The organism is Streptomyces sp. NPDC031466 (assembly GCF_055581265.1).
Genome location: NZ_JBVIJT010000001.1, coordinates 655,576 through 672,514, shown reverse-complemented (window position 1 = coordinate 672,514; position 16,939 = coordinate 655,576). Strand labels below are relative to the sequence as shown.

The following is a 16,939-nucleotide window of genomic DNA, read 5'->3' as shown; positions in this document are numbered from 1 at the left end:
CCTAGCGTGGCCCCATGGACGCGGGCACCGGTGCGCATCCCCCGGCGGGGCACTGCCGCCGTGCGCCGCCGACCGCGGCGCCGGCCGGCTGTTTCATGGAGCTGTACGGCGCCGCGCTGCGCATGGGCTGCTTCGACTGGGACCTCGACACGGGCCAGATGTCCATGGACGCCACCGCCCACGAGGTCTTCGACGTGCGCCCCGACGAGTACGACGGACGCCCCGAGACCCTCTCCGCGCGCGTCCCGACGGTCGAGGCGCACCGCCTGGACCAGATCGTCGCGCACGCCCTGAAGGACGGCAGCCAGACCTACGGCGCGTACTTCCGGGTGCGCCTGCGGGGCGGCGCCCTGCGCTGGACCCACACGCACGGCTGCATCCGGCGCGACCCCACCGGCCGCCCCCGCCGGATCGTGGGCATCGTCAGGGACGCCACCCGCGAACTGGGCGACAGCCCGCCCGCCGTGCGCGAACGCGTCGACGAGGAGGCCGAGCGGCGCCGCACGACCAGCATCGTCCAGGGCACCACGGCGGCGCTGGCCCACGCCCGCACGGTGCAGGACGTCATCGACGTCCTCAAGGACACCCACGGCCTCGCGCACCTCGGCGCCGCCAACCTCGTCATGGGCCTGGTCGAGGCCGGCCGGATCCGCCTCGTCGCCGAGGGCCCCGTGGGCAGCTTCGTGCCCGGCACCCTGGTGACCCGCATCGACGAGCCGTACCCGATGAGCGAGGTCGTGCGCACCCTCGCGCCCCGCTACATCGAGTCCGCCGAGGACTTCGCGCGGTCCTACCCGCTGCTGTGGCCGCACATCGCCGGACTCCGCATCACCGCGGCCGCGTATCTGCCGCTGATCGCACAGGCCCGCCCCATCGGCGCGCTCGGACTGCTCTACCAGCACAAGAGCGGCTTCACCGTGGAGGAGCGCAACGTCCTGGTCGCGCTCGGCAGCAGTATCGCGCAGAGCCTGCAACGCGCCATGTTCTACGAACAGGAGAAGGACCTCGCCCAGAGCCTCCAGCAGGCCATGCTGCCGCGCTCCATCCCCGGTGTGCCCGGCGCGGAGATCGCCGTCCGCTACCGCGCGGCGGCGCTCGGACGGGACATCGGAGGCGACTGGTACGACGTGATCCCGCTGCCCGGGGGCCGGGTCGGCGCCGTCATCGGAGACGTCCAGGGTCACGACACGCACGCCGCCGCCGTCATGGGCCAGCTCCGCATCGTGCTGCGGGCCTACGCCAGCGAGGGGCACATGCCCGCCACCGTCATGGCCCGCGCCTCCAGCTTCCTGCACGAACTGGACACCGAGCGCTTCGCGACCTGCCTGTACGCGGAGGCCGACCTGTCGACCGGTTCGGTGCAGTTCGTGCGGGCGGGACACCTCGACCCGCTCCTGCAGCTCACCGACGGCTCCTGCCGCAGAGTGCCCGTCGACGGCGGTCTGCCGCTCGGCCTCTCCGCCGAGTTCGGGCGACTGGACTACCCCGTCACCACCCTCGAACTCGAACCCGGCCAGACCCTGCTGCTGTGCACCGACGGACTCGTCGAAGTACCCGGCGCCGACCTCGACGACGGCATGCGCGCCCTGGCCGAACTCGCCGCCGGCGGCCCCCGCGACCTGTCCGAGCTCGCCGACCGGCTCTGCGGCATCGTGGACGGCCGGGGCGGCGACGACGACGCCGCGCTGCTCCTGCTGCGCCGCCACGCGATCGACGCGCCCCGCTCGGCCGGCCGGCTGCGCCAGCACGTGGCGCAGAACGATCCGGAGGCGCTGGCCGAGGCCCGCCACATGATCAGGGCCGCGGTGCGCGCCTGGGGCGCGGGCGGGCGCGCCGACGAGATCGAGCTGGTCGCCGACGAGATGATCACCAACGCGCTGATGCACACCGACGGTGCCGCCATCGTGACCCTGCGCGTGCTGAGCGGCGCCGACCGGCGGCTGCGCGTGGACGTGGAGGACTCCTCCAGCGCCCTGCCGCGCCGCCGCGAGGCGGGGGAGGAGGGGGTCTCGGGCCGAGGGCTGCTCCTCGTGGACCGGCTCACGGACGTATGGGGCGTGGACGCGCGCGGTGGCGGCAAATGCGTGTGGTGCGAGTTCATCGTGCCCGCCAGGAACGAGCGGGTCTGAGGGAGAGCCATGCCGGAACTGCCCGAAGTCGAGGCCCTCAGAGGCTTTCTGACGGACCATCTGATCGGCCGTGAGATCGTACGCGTGCTGCCGGTGGCGGTGAGCGTCCTCAAGACCTATGATCCCCCGCTCACCGCCCTCCAGGGCCGCACCGTCACGGCCGTGACGCGGCACGGCAAGTTCCTGGACATCGACGCGGGCGGGCTCCACCTCGTCACCCACCTCGCGCGCGCCGGCTGGCTCCAGTGGAAGGACCCGCTTCCCGACGCCGCCCCGCGCCCCGGCAAGGGCCCGCTCGCGCTGCGCGTCGCCCTGGAGACGGGGGAGGGCTTCGACCTGACGGAGGCCGGCACGCAAAAGCGCCTCGCGGTCCACGTCACCGAGGCGCCGCGGGAGATCCCGGGCATCGCCCGACTCGGCCCCGATCCGCTCGCCCCGGACTTCGACGAGGAGCGGTTCGCCGCTCTCCTCGCGGGGGAGCGGAGGCAGATCAAGGGCGCCTTGCGCGACCAGAGCCTGATCGCCGGTGTCGGCAACGCGTACAGCGACGAGATCCTGCACGCGGCCCGCATGTCGCCCTTCAAGCTGACGTCGAGCCTCACCGGGGCGGAGATCCACGGGCTGTACGGGGCGCTGCGGGACACGCTGACCGAGGCGGTCGAGCGCTCGCACGGAGTGGCGGCCGGGCGTCTGAAGGCGGAGAAGAAGAGCGGCCTGCGCGTCCACGGCCGCACCGGCGAACCCTGTCCCGTGTGCGGCGACACGATCCGCGAGGTGTCCTTCGCCGACTCCTCGCTCCAGTACTGCCCCACCTGCCAGACGGGCGGAAAGCCGCTGGCGGATCGGAGACTGTCGCGCCTGCTGAAGTGAGCCGTCGCGCCTGCCGAAGCGAGGGGGCGGGTGACAGGAGCCCTCAGAACAGATGGATCGCCAGGTGCCCCAGCGGCAGCCCGAGCCGCCACGCGGGCGTCCACACCTTGGGCCCGTCCTCCTCACCCGGCAGCGCCCCGCCGCCCGGCACGGCGTCCAGATCCGGCGCGAGCAGCTCGGTCTCCTCCAGCCACCGCCAGGCCAGTTCGGCCAGCTCCACGTCGGGGTGCGGCCCGCCCGCCGCGGCGGCGTCGTCCAGGGCCAGTTCCAGGCGCCCGCGCACCCACTCCAGCCAGGCCTGGTCGTACTCGGTCAGGGAGAGCCAGGTCTCCAGCTGGGTGATCACCCGGATCCCGGACAGTTCGCCCCCGCTGTCCGCCAGAAAGATCGTCAGGGCGAGCGCGTCGCGCCCCGCGCGGTACTCGAAGGACGTGGGCGGCATCAGATCGCCGGTGCGCAACAACTCGTCGGCGATGTACTCGGCGTAGAACCACGCCATGGGCACCCTCAGGTCGCCGCCCCGGGGCCCCTCCGTGCCGCCTCTGCTCTCGTACGGCATCCCGCTCCGCCTTCCTCCGGTCCGTGCGCGTCACCGGCCTCCGCCCCCGATCCGGAACACGGATGAGGACAGCCGATTACCCGCGGGGGGTGCCGAGCAAGGCGCTTTACGGAGCCTTGACCCGGGCCCCGGTTTCCACGCAGGTGAGCGGCCGTGTGTTGTTCGCGTCACAGGGCTCAGCGATTTGACTCCCTTTCGGGGATTCGGTCGGCAATGATCCTTGCTTCACCGTTGATTCCGTGAATCTAGTCATATCGACCGATAGGACGAGATTCGTGGAGTCTGATCGATGAGCCGGCGCGTAGAGAACTCACGCAGCACACGGACCACAAGAGGCCCGCAGTCCCCACCCCGGATCCGAAGACGCCACCCGGCGACGGCCGCCGCCACGGCCCTGCTGCTCGCGGGCACGGCATCCTGCACGGCGGACACGGGCAGCGCGGTCGGTGACTGGGCCACCCATCGGGAACCCTCCCGCCCCGGCGCGACCCCGGCCCACTCCCCGGCGAGCGGCGGCACGGCCCAGCGCCGGGCTTTCACGCTCGTCGCCTCCGGGGACGTCCTGCCGCACTCCTCGATCATCCGCCGGGCCCGGGCCGACGCGGACGGCGACGGCTACGACTTCGTCCCGATGTTCGCGGGCGCCAAACGGATCGTTTCCGCGGCGAATGTGGCGATCTGCCACATGGAGACCGTGTACGGGGCCCGGGGCGACTACAGCGGCTACCCCGACTTCACGTCCCCGCCCCAGGTGGCCCGCGCCCTGAAGGCCACCGGGTACGACTCGTGCTCCACCGCCTCCAACCACACCCTCGACGACGGGGCGGCGGGAGTGCGCCGCACCTTGGACGCGCTCGACAAGGCGGGCGTCGCGCACGCGGGCTCGGCCCGCACCGCCGCGGAGGACAGGAGACCGGCGTGGCTGCGGGCGGGCGGCGCCAAAATCGCGCAACTCGCCTACACCTACGGCACGAACGGCCACCCGCTGCCGAAGGGCAAGCCGTGGTCGGTCGACCTGATCGACCGCGCGAAGATCGTCAAGGACGCGCGGGCGGCACGGAAGGCGGGCGCCGACGTGGTCGTCGTCAGCATGCACTGGGGCACGGAGTGGCAGACCGCCCCCGACCGGCGCCAACTGCGCCTCGGCAAACGGCTCACGGCGTCGCGCACCGGGAAGCGGCCGGACATCGACCTGATCATCGGCACCCATGCCCACGTGCCCCAGGCGTACGAGAAGGTGGGCGGCACCTGGATCATCTACGGCATGGGCGACCAGATCGCCGGCAGCATGATCAACCACGAGGGCGCCCACGACCCGCGCGGCAACCAGAACTCCGTCGGCCGCTTCACCTTCGCCCCGCCGGCCGCGCCGGGCGGCCGGTGGAAGGTGGCGAAGGCGGAATTCCTCCCGATGTGGTTCGACACCGACGCCGGCCGCGTGGTCGACCTCAACGCGGCACTGCGCCGCGGGGCGGACGTGCGCGAGGTCCGCGACCGGATCCGCCGCGTCGTCCTCGGCCGGGGCGCCGGCAAGGACGGCCTGGTGATGGGCAAGTAGCGGCGGGCGCTACGGGGCGCCCCGCTCCGCCTTCGCCAGCTCCGACCTGCGGTAGGAGTAGCCGAAGTACACGGCCAGGCCGATGACGAACCAGACGGCGAACCGCACCCAGGTCTGCCACTGGAGGAACGTGATCAGCCAGATGGAGAAGAGCACCCCGATCGCCGGCACCACCGGCATCCCGGGACAGCGGAACGTGCGCGGCAGTTCGGGCCGCTTGTAGCGCAGCACGATCACCGCGACACACACCACGACGAACGCCAGCAGGATCCCGATGTTGGTCAGCTCGGCCGCCTCGCCGATCGGCAGGAACCCGGCGATGGCGGCCGAGGCGAACCCCACGATCCACGTCACGCGGGTCGGCACGTGCCGCGTCTCGTGCGTCTTGGCGAACCACTTGGGCAGCAGCCCGTCGCGGCTCATGGCGAACCACACGCGCGTGACGCCCAGCATGAAGGTGAACATCACGGTGAGGATGCCGATGATGGCGCCGACGGCGATGACATCGGCGAGAGAGCCGAGCCCGACCGACTTGAACGCCGTGGAGAAGCCGCTCTCCGGGTCGATGTCCTTGTAGCCCTGCATACCGGTGAGGACCAGGCACGCCAGGACGTACAGGACCATCGAGACGGCCAGGGAGTACAGGATCGCCTTCGGCATGTGACGCTGGGCGTCCTTGGACTCCTCCGCCGCGGTCGACATGGCGTCGTAGCCGAACACGGCGAAGAAAACGGTCGCCGCACCCGTGAACGCGCCGCTGACGCCGAAGGGGAAGAACGGCTCGTAGTTGCCCGTGTCGATGTGGAAGAACCCGACCCCGATCACGACGAGCACGACCAGGACCTTGAGCACCACCACGACCATCTCGAAGCGCGCCGCGTTCTTGATGCCGAGCGTGAGCAGATACGCGATGAGCAGGCACAACAGCGCCGCGAAGAGATCGACCCGGTGCCCGTCGCCGGTACCGGGCGCGCCCAGCCTCCACTTCGGCAGCTCGGCGCCCATGTCGTTGATCAGGAAGTTGAAGTAGCCGGAGATGCCGATCGCGACCACCGCCACGATGGCCGTGTACTCCAGGAGCAGGTCCCAGCCGATGAACCAGCCGGCCAGCTCGCCGAGCACCACATAGCCGTACGTGTACGCGGAGCCCGCCTTCGGGATGAGGCCCGCGAACTCGGCGTACGAGAACGCCGCCGCCGCGCTCGCCACCCCGGCGACCAGGAACGAGATCAGGACCGCGGGGCCCGCCTTCTCGTGGGCGACGGTACCCGCCAGCGTGAAGATGCCGGCGCCGATGATGCCGCCGACGCCGATCGCGGTGAGCTGCCAGAGCCCGAGGGACCGGGCCAGCCCGCCACCCGCTCCCGCCTCGGTCTCCTCGATGTGTTCGATGGGCTTGCGGCGCAGGACGCCCTGCCCCATCCGGAGTCCCGCCATGAGCTCCACCTCTTCGCGGACGGCAGTCGGCTGATGGCGGATCATGATGGCCCAGCCCGCGCCACTACGGAAGACGCCACACCCCTCGCGCGGCCGGGTTCATTCGGCGGGGGCCCTCGATCACGGCACGACCGTCACCGGCCAGCGGCCCGCCTTCACCAGCCGCACGGCGACCGAGCCGACGATGCGGTGGCCCGCCTGCTCGGAGGCGCCGACGACGACGGCGTCGGCCCTCAGCTCGTCCGCCGCGGTCACCAGACCGCTGTACGGGTCGCCGCGGAAGGTGTGGAACTCCCAACGGACGTCGAATATGTCCTTCACCCGCTCGGCCGCGTCGCGGATCTCCGCGATGAGCCCCTCGGCGATCTCGTCCGTGGTCTCGGCGACCGGCACGCCGAGGGCCGCGCCCGCCGCGAGCACCGGCTGGATGTACACGACGGCGAGCAGGGCCCGCTGTCGCCGGGCGAGGCCCGCCGCATAGGCGGCGGCCCGCAGCGACGAATCGGAGCCGTCGATCCCGACGACGATCACCTTCGGCCCGTCGGTGCCGCGTTCGAACTGGTGGACCTGGTCTTCGCTCACCCCCGTGAGGTTAACGGAGCCCCGCCGACCGACCGCGGGCAGGCGGCTGATCGGGTGCTTTCGGCGGCCGCCCCGGTGTTGGTGTGCCGCCGGGGCCGCCCACCGTGCGACGGATTAGTCATGAAAGACGATCAGCTGACCCCGGGGCGTCGGCTCATGCTCCGTACCGCCGCGGCCCTCGGCCTCGCCGCGACCGCCGGATGCGTGGGCGCGGACCGCACGGCCGACCCCGCGCCCCTCGCGCCGAGCGGCGGTCCCGCCGCGGGGCCACCGGCCCGCAGCGCCATGAAGCCCTCCGCGTACCGCCTCCAGCCCATGGCGGGACACGGCCCCCCGCGCTCGGCACGCGCCCTGCCCCGGGTCCGCAAGGCGCCGATCCTGCGCATGCCCGACCACGACCGCTCCATGGTGCTGACCTTCGACGACGGACCCGACCCCACCTACACCCCGCACATTCTGCGGACGCTGCGGGCACACGACGTGCGCGCCATGTTCTTCGTGTGCGGGGAGATGGCCGCCGCCAACCCGGACCTGCTGCGCGAGATGGCCGACGACGGACACCTGATCGGCAACCACACCTGGAGCCATCCGCTGCTGCCGAAACTGAGCCGGTCAAGGACGCGCGCGCAGATCGAGCGCACCTGCGAGGTCATCGAGGACGTGACCGGCGAACCCCCCGAGTGGTTCCGGGCCCCCTACGGGGCGTGGAACCGCAACGCCTTCCAACTGGGCGCCGAACTCGGCATGGAACCGCTCGCCTGGACCGTGGACACCCTCGACTGGACCGAGCCGGGCGCGGCAACCATCGTGCGCCGGGTCCGCGCGGGCGCGGCGCCCGGCGTCGTGGTGCTCTCGCACGACGCGGGCGGAGACCGCTCGGGCAGCGTCATCGCGCTGCGCACCTACCTGCCGGAACTGCTCGACTCGGGCTACCGCATCACGGTGCCGGGCCGCCACATGGTGTGACGCGCCGCCCGCCCGGCCCCCCGGGTCAGCGCACGGCGATCAGCCGGGCGAAGACGACGACGTTCGAGTCGTAACCGGACTGCTTGGAGAAACCGCCGCCGCAGGTGATGACGCGCAATTCGGGAGTGCCGCTGTTTCCGTAGACCCGCTTTCCGGGAAAGTCGCTCTTGTCGAACACCTCGATGCCGTAGATCTTGAAGATGGCGGTCTTCTTGTCCTTGCGCCTGACCTCGATGTGCTGCCCTTTCTTCAGGGAACCGAGGCCGTAGAAGACGGCCGGGCCCCGCTGGTTGTCCACATGTCCGACGACCACCGCCGTGCCCTGCTCACCCGGTGAGGCGGCGCCCGTGAACCAGCCCGCGAGGTTCGGGTCCTCGGGCGGCGGCGCGTCCACCCACCCCTCGGGGTCCAGCCCGACCCCGATGACCGGCGCGTCCACCTGGATGCCCTTGATGCGCACGCGCTCGGCGGGGGAGAACGTCAGCGGGGCCGGGGCGTCGGCCGCCGCGTCCGGCGCACGGTCCGCGGCCGCGGCGGACGCCGGCTGCGGCGGGCCCACGTCGAATTCCCCCGAACCGTTGCGGATCAGCGCGAGACCGGTCAGCAGAACGAGTGCCATCGCACCCCACGGGGCGCGCTTCCGCTGCTTTTCGTCCTCCTGGGGAACATGGAACTCGAATTCGTCGGCCGGATGGGACGAAGGCATTCTCTATCCCCTCTCAACGCGGCGGGCGCGCCGCGTCCATTGCGCGTACGAGAACGCTAAGCGTGGTGCGCGCGGCATGCGAAAGGGCGGGAGCGAACGGGTGGCGCCCGAGCCGGGGTGCGCCATCCGAGTCGCCCCACACAGGATTTTTCTGACGGTCCGTGACCTGCGGCGATGCCCCCTCGCGCGGACATGTCCCGGCGTGTCGGCTCACCAGGACGGCCGATCCCCGAAATGCGGGTCGGGGCACCGCATCTGAGGGTCAGTCTGGGAGGCGCTCTCGCCGATCGACCGGGGACGGTACCCCCGGGGCGCCTTCCGCGGAGGATTTCCATGCGTACTTCTCGTATGCGTACCACTCGTGCCCTCGCGGTCGCCGCCGCGGCCGGCGCGGTCGTCGGGCTCGGCGCCCCGGCCGCGTCCGCCTGGGCCGACCCCACCAACATCGTGGCCATGCCCAGCGTGATCCCGCGGGGCGGGCACCTGACGGTCACGGTCGACGGCTCGTCCTGCCAGGCCGGCGGCAAGATCACCTCGCACGCCTTCCCGGACACGCACCTGCACGCCATCCCCGGCGGCAGCACGTCGAGCGCCACGGCCGTCATCCACAAGCACGCCACCCCGGGGGCCTACGACATCACGGCCCACTGCGGCGGCAAGACGCTCACCCGCCCGGCCGCGTTCACGGTCATCCACGGCGGTGTGCGCGGTGGCTTCGGCGGCAGCTCGCACGCGGGGGCGACCAGCACCGACATGGCGATCGGCGGCGCCCTGGTGGCGGCCGCCGTGGTCGGCGGCGGGGTGTTCTGGATGCGCCGCCGCTCCGAGAACCGGGCCTGAGCCGCCCCGCGAGACAGGCCCGAGCCGCCGGGCGCTCCGGCGCGTCCCCCTTCCGCGCCACCCCGCCCGGCTCCCTTCCCCGCAACGGACGCCACGGCTTCGCCCCCGGGTCCTGGAGACGCCCGGGGGCGAAGCCGTGCCGGGGCGTCGTGCCGGGGCGGGTCAGGCACCGTCCTCGCCGGTGCGGCGCCGCGTCCTGCGGTAGGCGACGCCGAGGGTGCCGAGGATCAGCGCGCTGCCGATGGCGATCTCGTGCAGGTCGAGTCCGCCGAGGCTGCCGCCGACGCCGGCCTTGACGCCCTTGTGGGCCTGGTTCTGCCGGTGGTCCTGGTTCGGGTCATGGCGGCCGTTGCCGTCGGGACGGCCCGTGGCGATGGTCAGGTCCGCCTTCCCGGTCTCGCCCTTGCAGGCGAACGTCACCTCGTACATCGCCCCGGGTTTGGCGTCCCAGAAGACCTGGGCCGTGGTGGACGTCTGCCCCTTGGGGATGTGGGCGTCGTCGAAGACGCCGGAGGTGACCTCGGCGTCGCCGTCGCAGCCGTCGACGCTGAGCGTGACCTGGCCGCCCGCGGCGACCGTGGAGGGGGTCACACGGAAGCCGAACGAGGTGATGTTGTTGTTCGTGTCGTCGCCCGTGACGGCCGCCGAGGCGGGCGGGATCGTGAGGGTGAGGACGGTAGCGGTGAGCAGAGCGGCCGAAGCCACGCGTATCGCGTGCATGGTGGATCCTCCGGGTCCCCGAGGAGCAGCCGCGGACCTCTTCCGCCGACGCCTGGAATGCACCTCGATGACCGGAACGCTAGGTACGCCCCCGTGCGGTCGCGAGCGGTGTCGTGCGAACGGGGCAATCCGGTACGCCGGACAGGGGAACGGCACGGCGTGGCGCACCGGGCGGATGCCGCTGGCGGGGCAAGGGGATCGAGGGCCCCGTCTCAGGGCTGTCGCGGTGGCCATGCGTGCGGGCCGCCGCGCCACTCGACGAGGCAGGGGTCGTCCAGCGCGATGTCCGCCTCGCCCAGCCCCGCCCGGCGCAGGAACTCCTCCAGGTCGCGGTCGTCGTGCGCGACGCCGACGTCCTGCCCGCGCACGGTGATCCGCCGCCCGCCGTCGGCGGCGGGCGGGTGGACGACGATCGGTGTCTGCCAGGCCATGGCACCAGAATGCGCCGGACCGGGCCGCGGCGCAGCATGTTTCACGGCCAACGGGCGGGTCCCGCCCCGCCGCCTCAGCCGCCGATGCCCGGGAACAGCGCCCTGAACGGCTCCGCCGTCGCCGCGATGCCACGGCTGTAGGGGGCGTCGAAGTCCCAGATCAGGAACAGCAGGAAGGCGAACAGGGCCGAGAAGAGCCCGGCGAGGAGGAGTTCGCGCGGGGTGCGGCGGATCTGCAGCGCGAAGATCATGCCGACGGTCACCAGACCTCCGATGATCAGGCCGAACCAGACCACGCCGGGCATGGTCGCCCCCACGCTGTCCGCGCGGGCGCTGCGCGCGTCGTCCGCGGCCGCCACCTCGTCGATCAGTGGCTGGTAGGCCTGTGCCTCGAAGTCCGACTTCGGCTCGTAGTCCGTGACGTCATGGCGGATCCGGGCGAGCAGATCGGCGCCGCGGTCGGTGAGTTGCCCCTTGTCGGCCATGTCGTCCCACTCCGTGGTGACGACATGGCCGACATAGGTGTGGACATCGGCGCGGATCCGGTCCCTGATCTCGGGCGGATAGACCCGCGCCCGCTCCGAGACCTCGTGCAGCGCCTGGGCCTCCACCCGCACGTGTTCCTGGGCCGCGCCGCGTGCCTCCCAGACGCCCGCGATGGCCAGGCCGAGCACGATGGCGTAGACGACTCCGATCATCATCGTCATGTACTCGATGACGTCCGGGGTCTCCGACGCGTCGTAGTCCGCGCCGGTCCTGCGGTGGCGCAGGAGCGTCACGATGAGCACGACCCCGCAAGCGGCCACCATCGCGAGGGTGAGAACAAGCCATTCCGACATGGGGACCTCCGGCGGTCAGCGGGGACGGAGCGCGGCGACGGCGAGCACCGCGGGCGCCGTGATGAGCAGGGTGAGGGAGACGAGGGACGGGCCGCGCCGCGGTGGACGCTTGCGCGGCGGAGGGTGATACACCGGATACGTCACGGATGGCGCCGGCTTGACCGTCCTGCCGGGAGCGGGCGCCCCCGGTGTGGGGGGCGGCTTCGGGGCGGACCTGGACGGCGTGGGCGTGGGCGTGGGCGGAGCGGGACTCGGCTTCGGTGCGGGAGCGGCCGGCGGCGGCTTCACGGCCTGCGCCTTCGGTGGGGGCGGCGGGAGCGGGGGCGCGTGCGCGGGCGGTGGCGGAGGGGGCGGGGGAGCGGGTGGCGGGGCCGGGGGCTTCGGCCGGTGCGTGGGGCCTGCCCAGCAGTCGCCGTCGCCCGCCACGGCGATGTTGCCGCCCGAGGAGGCGCCGCCCTGGTCGATCGAGGCGTACCCGCAGTCGGAGGCCACGGCCGTGCCGCCGGCGGCGCAGGCGCCGATCAGCAACGTCAGCACAAGGAGCGCCCACACGCGGGTGACCAGGGCGTATTTCGGACGTCCCGCCCGCCCGGCGACCCTTGGCAGGCTTCCCCGTACGCCCGAACGGCACGGGGGAATCGTCTTCGGTCGCGTCGGGAGCACCCGGATGCCGCCGGTTCCGGGGCGGCCCTCCGCCTCGCGTTCGCACGCGCCGGACGCCGCCGGGCCCGCCCCGCGAGCGGACGGCGGCACCTTCGAAATACGCCCTGGCGGGGATGAGGTCGGCGAGGTTCCATGCACGACCGAGATAATGGGCGCCGGCCGCCGTAGGCACGCCGGAACGCTCCCACTTCCCCCGAAGGGGGGATGTGTCGCTGCCGCGGGATTGACGCAGTGCGCCCCTTCTCGGCCGAGCGCCGCACCCTCCGCCCGGCTGCCGTGACCGTCGGCACCGTGCGAAGAAATGCGCGGACCCGTTGAACGCGAGGGTCACTCCGGCCCGTACCTAGGGCCAGGTGTGACGCAATCAGGCGCCACAACACCCCAGCGGACAGCGGGAGTCACAGATGCGGCATCCAAGTGGGCGAGCCCCGCGGGCCGGGCGGAGCGCCTCGCTCGTAGCGACGGCTGCGGCCCTGCTTGCCTTGACGACGGCGTGCGGACAGGAGAAGGGCGAGCAGTCGCCGAACGGCCAGAACGTGGGCAACGAGGCCCCGGCCAAGGGCGACGGCTACGGCGCGGGCGACGGCTACGGAGCCGACTCCGGTGCCGCCGACAAGGGAGCGGCCGCCAAGGCGAAGCCGGCCGGCCAACTCGCCGTGTGGGACAGCAAGAAGCTCGGCAAGGTCGTCACCGACAGCGCGGGCTTCACGCTCTACCGCTTCGACAAGGACACCGCCCAGCCACCCCGGTCCACCTGCGACGCGGCCTGCCTCAAGACCTGGCCGGCGGTGGCCGCGAGCGGCGCCAAGGCCGCGCCGGGCGTCGACGAGTCGCTGCTCGGCGAGGTCACCGCCGCCGACGGCACCAAGCAACTCACCATCGACGGCTGGCCGGTGTACCGGTACGCGAAGGACGCCGGGCCCGGCGACGCCACGGGCCAGGGCGTGGGCGGCACGTGGTACGCGGCGGCCCCCGACGGCAAGAAGGCCTCGCCCGCGACGGCCGGAACCGCCCCCGCCGAGACAGCTCCCGCCGAGACCGCACCGCCGGAGGCGTCCCCCGCCGACCCCGCGGGCCTGTCCACCCGCAAGGACCCGAAACTCGGCGAGATCGTCGTGGACAAAAACGGCATGACGGTCTACCGCTTCACGAAGGACTCGGCCTGGCCGATCAAGTCCAACTGCGTGGGCGCCTGCGCCGAGAAGTGGCCCGCCGTCGCCCCCGTCGACAAGGCGGACACCGAGGGGATCAAGAAGAAGGGCTATATGACCTACGACCGCCCGGACGGCGCCAAGCAGCAGACGATCGGCTGCTGGCCGCTGTACACCTTCGCGGGCGACAAGAAGCCGGGCGACACCAACGGCCAGGGCGTGGGCGGCACTTGGTACGCCGCGAGCCCCGACGGCAAGGCAGTGGGCGCGCCCAAGTAGCCCCCCACGGAGCACGGCCGACCGGCCCGTCCCCCTCACAAGGAGGGACGGGCCGGTCTTCGGCGTGGGACAGGGTACGTGCCGAGGGCGGTGACCGAGAACGGACGGCGGATTTCCGTTTTGACTCGCCCCCTTGGCGGACGATCAGTAGCCTCACCCTCGAACATCGGATCGCCCGCGCCACCCCCTATGCCTCTATGCCCCTGTGCCCCTATGCCTTGGAGTCTTGATGGAGCGTCCCGCCTGGGCCCCGCTCGGCATCGATCTCACGATGCCCAGCGTTTCCCGTATCTACGACTACTACCTGGGCGGTTCGCACAACTTCGAGGTCGACCGGGAGGCCGCCCGCAAGGCCATGGAGTTCATGCCGGGCCTGCCGAAGGTCATGCAGGCCAACCGCGCCTTCATGCGCAGAGCGGTCCGCTACGCCGTCGACCGGGGCGTCACCCAGTTCCTCGACATCGGCTCCGGCATCCCCACCTTCGGCAACGTCCACGAGGTGGCGCAGGAGGCCAGCGACGAGGCACGTGTGGTGTACGTCGACCACGACCCGGTCGCCGTCGCCCACAGCAAGGCCGTCCTCGACGGTGACGAACGGTGCGCGGTCCTCACCGCCGACCTGCGCAAGCCCCGCGACATTCTGGGCAGTTCGGAGGTGGAATCCCTCCTCGACCTGGACCGCCCGGTGGCCCTGCTGCTCGTCGCCGTCCTGCACTTCGTCGAGGACGCGTACGATCCTTGCGCGGCCGTCGCCGAGCTGAGGGACGCCCTCGCGCCCGGCAGCCTGATCGTCCTCACCCACGCGTCGTACGAAGGGATTCCGGTAACCCCCGAGCAGGCGGGCGGGACGGTCGGTGTATACAAAGACATCCGCAATCCACTGATCATGCGCTCGCGCGAGGAGATCGCGCGGTTCTTCGAGGGGTACGACATGGTGGAACCCGGCCTGGTGCCGATGCCGCGCTGGCGGCCCGACACGGCACCCGAGGAGGAGGACCCCTACTCCTTCTCGGGGTTCGCGGGTGTGGGACAAAAGCGTTGAGCGCCGAACCGGACGGACCGGAGGGAAGACTCCGCAGGTTCGCCACCATCTGGAGCCGCGCGATCTTCCCGGTGACGGCCACCTCGCTGACCCGCCCCGAGTTCGAGCTGCAACTGGTGCCGCTGGCCCGCAGGTTGCGGGACGCGCTCCAGGAGCGGTTCTTCGACGCGGCGCAGGGCAAGGCCGTCGGGGCCGCCCTGATCGACACCCACTGCACCGACCCCGAGGCGCTCAGCCGCACCCTCGACTGCGTCGAGGCCTACCTGGTCCTGTACTGCGGCGGCGAAGGCCCTCAGGAGGAGCTGCGGGCCCGCAGCGCGCGGATCCAGCACGCGGTCGCCGCGGGCTTCGCCCAGGCGCTGCGCGAGCGCACCCTGACCGAGCAGGAGGCGATCTCCCGCGCCGCGCTCAGCGCCCGCAGTGCCGTCGCCGAAGCCCTGCACGCGAGCGAGGCACGCTTCAGGGCCGTCTTCCACGGCGCGGCCATCGGCATCGGCATCGCGGACCTCGACGGCACGATCCTGGAGGTCAACGACGCGCTGGTCCGCATGTTCGGCGGCCTGGAGAGCAACCTGCGCGGGCGCAACGCCGCGGAGTGGACCCACCCCGACGACTCGCCCCACGTATGGAAGCTGTACGAGGAACTGGTGCGCGGCGAGCGTGAGCACTACCGCGTGGAGAAGGCCTTCTACCGCCCCGACGGCACCGTCCTGTGGACGAACCTGACCGTCTCGCTGCTGCGCGACGCGGACGGACTGCCGCAGTACCAGCTGGCGCTGATGGAGGACACCACCGAGCGGCGGCTGCTCAACCTGCGCCTGCGCTACGAGGCCACCCACGACGCGCTCACCGGTCTGCCCAACCGCACGCTGTTCTTCGAGCGCCTGGAGAAGGCCCTGGCGGCGGGGGAGAACGCCCGCTTCGGGCTCTGCTACCTCGACCTCGACGGCTTCAAGACCGTCAACGACAGCCTCGGGCACGCGGCCGGCGACCGGCTGCTCGTGGAGGTCGCCGACCGCCTCCAGTCGTGCGCCACCGCGCCCGGCGAGATGGTCGCCCGGCTCGGCGGCGACGAGTTCGTGGCGCTCACCACGGGCCCCGACACCGAGACCGAGGTCGACGAGCTGGCCGGGCGCATCATGAACGCCCTCGCCGCCCCCATCCGCGTCGAGGGCCGCGAGCTGACCGTGCGCGGCAGCATCGGCATCGTGGAGGGCCCGGCCGGGGAGCGCGGCGCGGCCGACGTGCTGCGCAGTGCCGACATCACGATGTACCGCGCCAAGTCCGCGGGCGGCAACCGCTACGAACTGGCCGACCCCGAGGCGGACGCCCGTGCCATCACCCGGCACGGCCTGACCACGGCGCTGCCCGCGGCTCTGGAGCGCGGCGAGTTCTTCATCGAGTACCAGCCGCTGGTGCACCTCGGTGACGGCAGTGTGCGCGGCGCCGAGGCGCTCGTGCGCTGGCTGCACCCGCAGCACGGCGTCATCGGGCCCGACCGGTTCATCCCGCTCGCCGAGCACACCGGCCTGATCGTGCCGCTCGGCCGCTGGGTCCTCGAGGAGTCCATGCGCCAGGCCCGGCTGTGGGAGGCGCGCACCTCGGTCGGGGCGGCCGCCGGGCCGCTGAGGGTCAACGTCAACCTCTCGCCCATGCAGCTCACCCACCCGGGCCTGGTCTCCGACACGGTCGACATCCTGGAGCGCGAGGGCCTCGAACCGGGCTCGCTCTGCCTGGAGGTGACCGAGTCCGCGCTGATAGGAGCCGACGACGACCTGCTCAAACCGCTGCGCAGGCTCGCCGAGATGGGCGTGGACATCGCGCTCGACGACTTCGGCACGGGCTACTCCAACCTCGCCAACCTGCGGCGGCTGCCGGTGAGCGTCCTCAAGCTCGACCGCTCCTTCACCCAGGGCATGCAGCACTTCCCGGCCGACCCGGTCGACCTGAAGATCGTCGAGGGCATCGTCTCGCTCGCCCACAGCCTGGACCTCGCGGTCACCGTCGAGGGCGTCGAGACGGGCGCGCAGGCGGACCAGTTGCGGGAACTGGGCTGCGACACGGCACAGGGCTGGTACTACGCGAGGCCCGGCCCGCCGGACCAGCTGCATGACCTGGCGCTTGCGGACGCGATCAGCTGACCGCCGGGGGTACCCCGGCGAGGCGG

16 protein-coding genes are annotated in these 16,939 nt (G+C 72.2%); 8 read left to right on the top strand and 8 right to left on the bottom strand.

The annotated features are described in order from the left end of the window. The first annotated feature begins 14 nt into the window (after positions 1 to 14). Positions 15 to 2,129: a SpoIIE family protein phosphatase gene (locus ACZ5GP_RS02435; RefSeq protein WP_468748984.1), complete on the top strand. Its 2,115-nt coding sequence runs from the start codon at positions 15 to 17 to the stop codon at positions 2,127 to 2,129. Between the two features lie 9 nt (positions 2,130 to 2,138). Further along, entirely contained in the window at positions 2,139 to 2,999 is an 861-nt protein-coding gene (locus ACZ5GP_RS02430) for an Fpg/Nei family DNA glycosylase (RefSeq protein ID WP_468748983.1), read from the top strand. 43 nt (positions 3,000 to 3,042) lie between these two features. Here the strand turns inward: ACZ5GP_RS02430 and ACZ5GP_RS02425 are convergent, their stop codons facing one another. Further along, positions 3,043 to 3,558, bottom strand: a complete 516-nt coding sequence (locus tag ACZ5GP_RS02425; RefSeq protein ID WP_468748982.1) for a hypothetical protein — start codon at positions 3,556 to 3,558, stop codon at positions 3,043 to 3,045. Between the two features lie 355 nt (positions 3,559 to 3,913). On the opposite strand from ACZ5GP_RS02425, the gene ACZ5GP_RS02420 reads away from it, so the two are divergent. After that, positions 3,914 to 5,116, top strand: a complete 1,203-nt coding sequence (locus ACZ5GP_RS02420) for a CapA family protein (RefSeq protein ID WP_468749073.1) — start codon at positions 3,914 to 3,916, stop codon at positions 5,114 to 5,116. A 9-nt stretch (positions 5,117 to 5,125) separates the two neighbouring features. On the opposite strand, the gene ACZ5GP_RS02415 is transcribed toward ACZ5GP_RS02420, so the two are convergent. Both ACZ5GP_RS02415 and ACZ5GP_RS02410 read right to left on the bottom strand, forming a co-directional pair. Next, positions 5,126 to 6,553 (bottom strand): amino acid permease, encoded by a 1,428-nt coding sequence (locus ACZ5GP_RS02415; protein ID WP_468748981.1) that lies wholly within the window; start codon positions 6,551 to 6,553, stop codon positions 5,126 to 5,128. Between the two features lie 120 nt (positions 6,554 to 6,673). Continuing rightward, positions 6,674 to 7,135, bottom strand: a complete 462-nt coding sequence (locus ACZ5GP_RS02410) for a universal stress protein (RefSeq protein ID WP_468748980.1) — start codon at positions 7,133 to 7,135, stop codon at positions 6,674 to 6,676. 120 nt (positions 7,136 to 7,255) lie between these two features. Here ACZ5GP_RS02410 and ACZ5GP_RS02405 point away from each other — a divergent pair, with 120 nt between their 5' ends. Beyond that, positions 7,256 to 8,101, top strand: coding sequence for a polysaccharide deacetylase family protein (locus ACZ5GP_RS02405; RefSeq protein ID WP_468748979.1), 846 nt, complete (start codon positions 7,256 to 7,258; stop codon positions 8,099 to 8,101). Positions 8,102 to 8,126: 25 nt separating this feature from the next. Here the strand turns inward: ACZ5GP_RS02405 and ACZ5GP_RS02400 are convergent, their stop codons facing one another. Next, the gene (locus ACZ5GP_RS02400) at positions 8,127 to 8,807 is read right to left on the bottom strand and encodes a class F sortase (RefSeq protein WP_468748978.1); all 681 of its coding nucleotides are present in this window, start codon (positions 8,805 to 8,807) and stop codon (positions 8,127 to 8,129) included. Between the two features lie 348 nt (positions 8,808 to 9,155). On the opposite strand from ACZ5GP_RS02400, the gene ACZ5GP_RS02395 reads away from it, so the two are divergent. Beyond that, positions 9,156 to 9,647 (top strand): hypothetical protein, encoded by a 492-nt coding sequence (locus tag ACZ5GP_RS02395; protein WP_468748977.1) that lies wholly within the window; start codon positions 9,156 to 9,158, stop codon positions 9,645 to 9,647. A 162-nt stretch (positions 9,648 to 9,809) separates the two neighbouring features. Here the strand turns inward: ACZ5GP_RS02395 and ACZ5GP_RS02390 are convergent, their stop codons facing one another. From ACZ5GP_RS02390 to ACZ5GP_RS02375, 4 genes are all read right to left on the bottom strand, one after another. Next, on the bottom strand, positions 9,810 to 10,367 hold the full coding sequence (locus ACZ5GP_RS02390; protein ID WP_468748976.1) for a hypothetical protein: 558 nt from the start codon (positions 10,365 to 10,367) through the stop codon (positions 9,810 to 9,812). A 212-nt stretch (positions 10,368 to 10,579) separates the two neighbouring features. Beyond that, entirely contained in the window at positions 10,580 to 10,798 is a 219-nt protein-coding gene (locus tag ACZ5GP_RS02385; RefSeq protein WP_468748975.1) for a hypothetical protein, read from the bottom strand. A 74-nt stretch (positions 10,799 to 10,872) separates the two neighbouring features. Then, the gene (locus ACZ5GP_RS02380; RefSeq protein WP_468748974.1) at positions 10,873 to 11,637 is read right to left on the bottom strand and encodes a bestrophin-like domain; all 765 of its coding nucleotides are present in this window, start codon (positions 11,635 to 11,637) and stop codon (positions 10,873 to 10,875) included. 15 nt (positions 11,638 to 11,652) lie between these two features. Beyond that, on the bottom strand, positions 11,653 to 12,189 hold the full coding sequence (locus tag ACZ5GP_RS02375) for a hypothetical protein (RefSeq protein WP_468748973.1): 537 nt from the start codon (positions 12,187 to 12,189) through the stop codon (positions 11,653 to 11,655). A 515-nt stretch (positions 12,190 to 12,704) separates the two neighbouring features. On the opposite strand from ACZ5GP_RS02375, the gene ACZ5GP_RS02370 reads away from it, so the two are divergent. The 3 genes from ACZ5GP_RS02370 to ACZ5GP_RS02360 all read left to right on the top strand — a co-directional run bounded on the left by ACZ5GP_RS02370 (position 12,705) and on the right by ACZ5GP_RS02360 (position 16,913). After that, complete coding sequence (locus ACZ5GP_RS02370; RefSeq protein ID WP_468748972.1) at positions 12,705 to 13,730, top strand: SCO0930 family lipoprotein; 1,026 nt, start codon at positions 12,705 to 12,707, stop codon at positions 13,728 to 13,730. A gap of 229 nt (positions 13,731 to 13,959) precedes the next feature. Continuing rightward, positions 13,960 to 14,772 (top strand): SAM-dependent methyltransferase, encoded by an 813-nt coding sequence (locus tag ACZ5GP_RS02365; RefSeq protein WP_468748971.1) that lies wholly within the window; start codon positions 13,960 to 13,962, stop codon positions 14,770 to 14,772. Next, complete coding sequence (locus tag ACZ5GP_RS02360; protein ID WP_468748970.1) at positions 14,769 to 16,913, top strand: putative bifunctional diguanylate cyclase/phosphodiesterase; 2,145 nt, start codon at positions 14,769 to 14,771, stop codon at positions 16,911 to 16,913. Before ACZ5GP_RS02365 ends, ACZ5GP_RS02360 begins: the two co-directional genes overlap by 4 nt. The last annotated feature ends 26 nt before the right edge of the window (positions 16,914 to 16,939 follow it).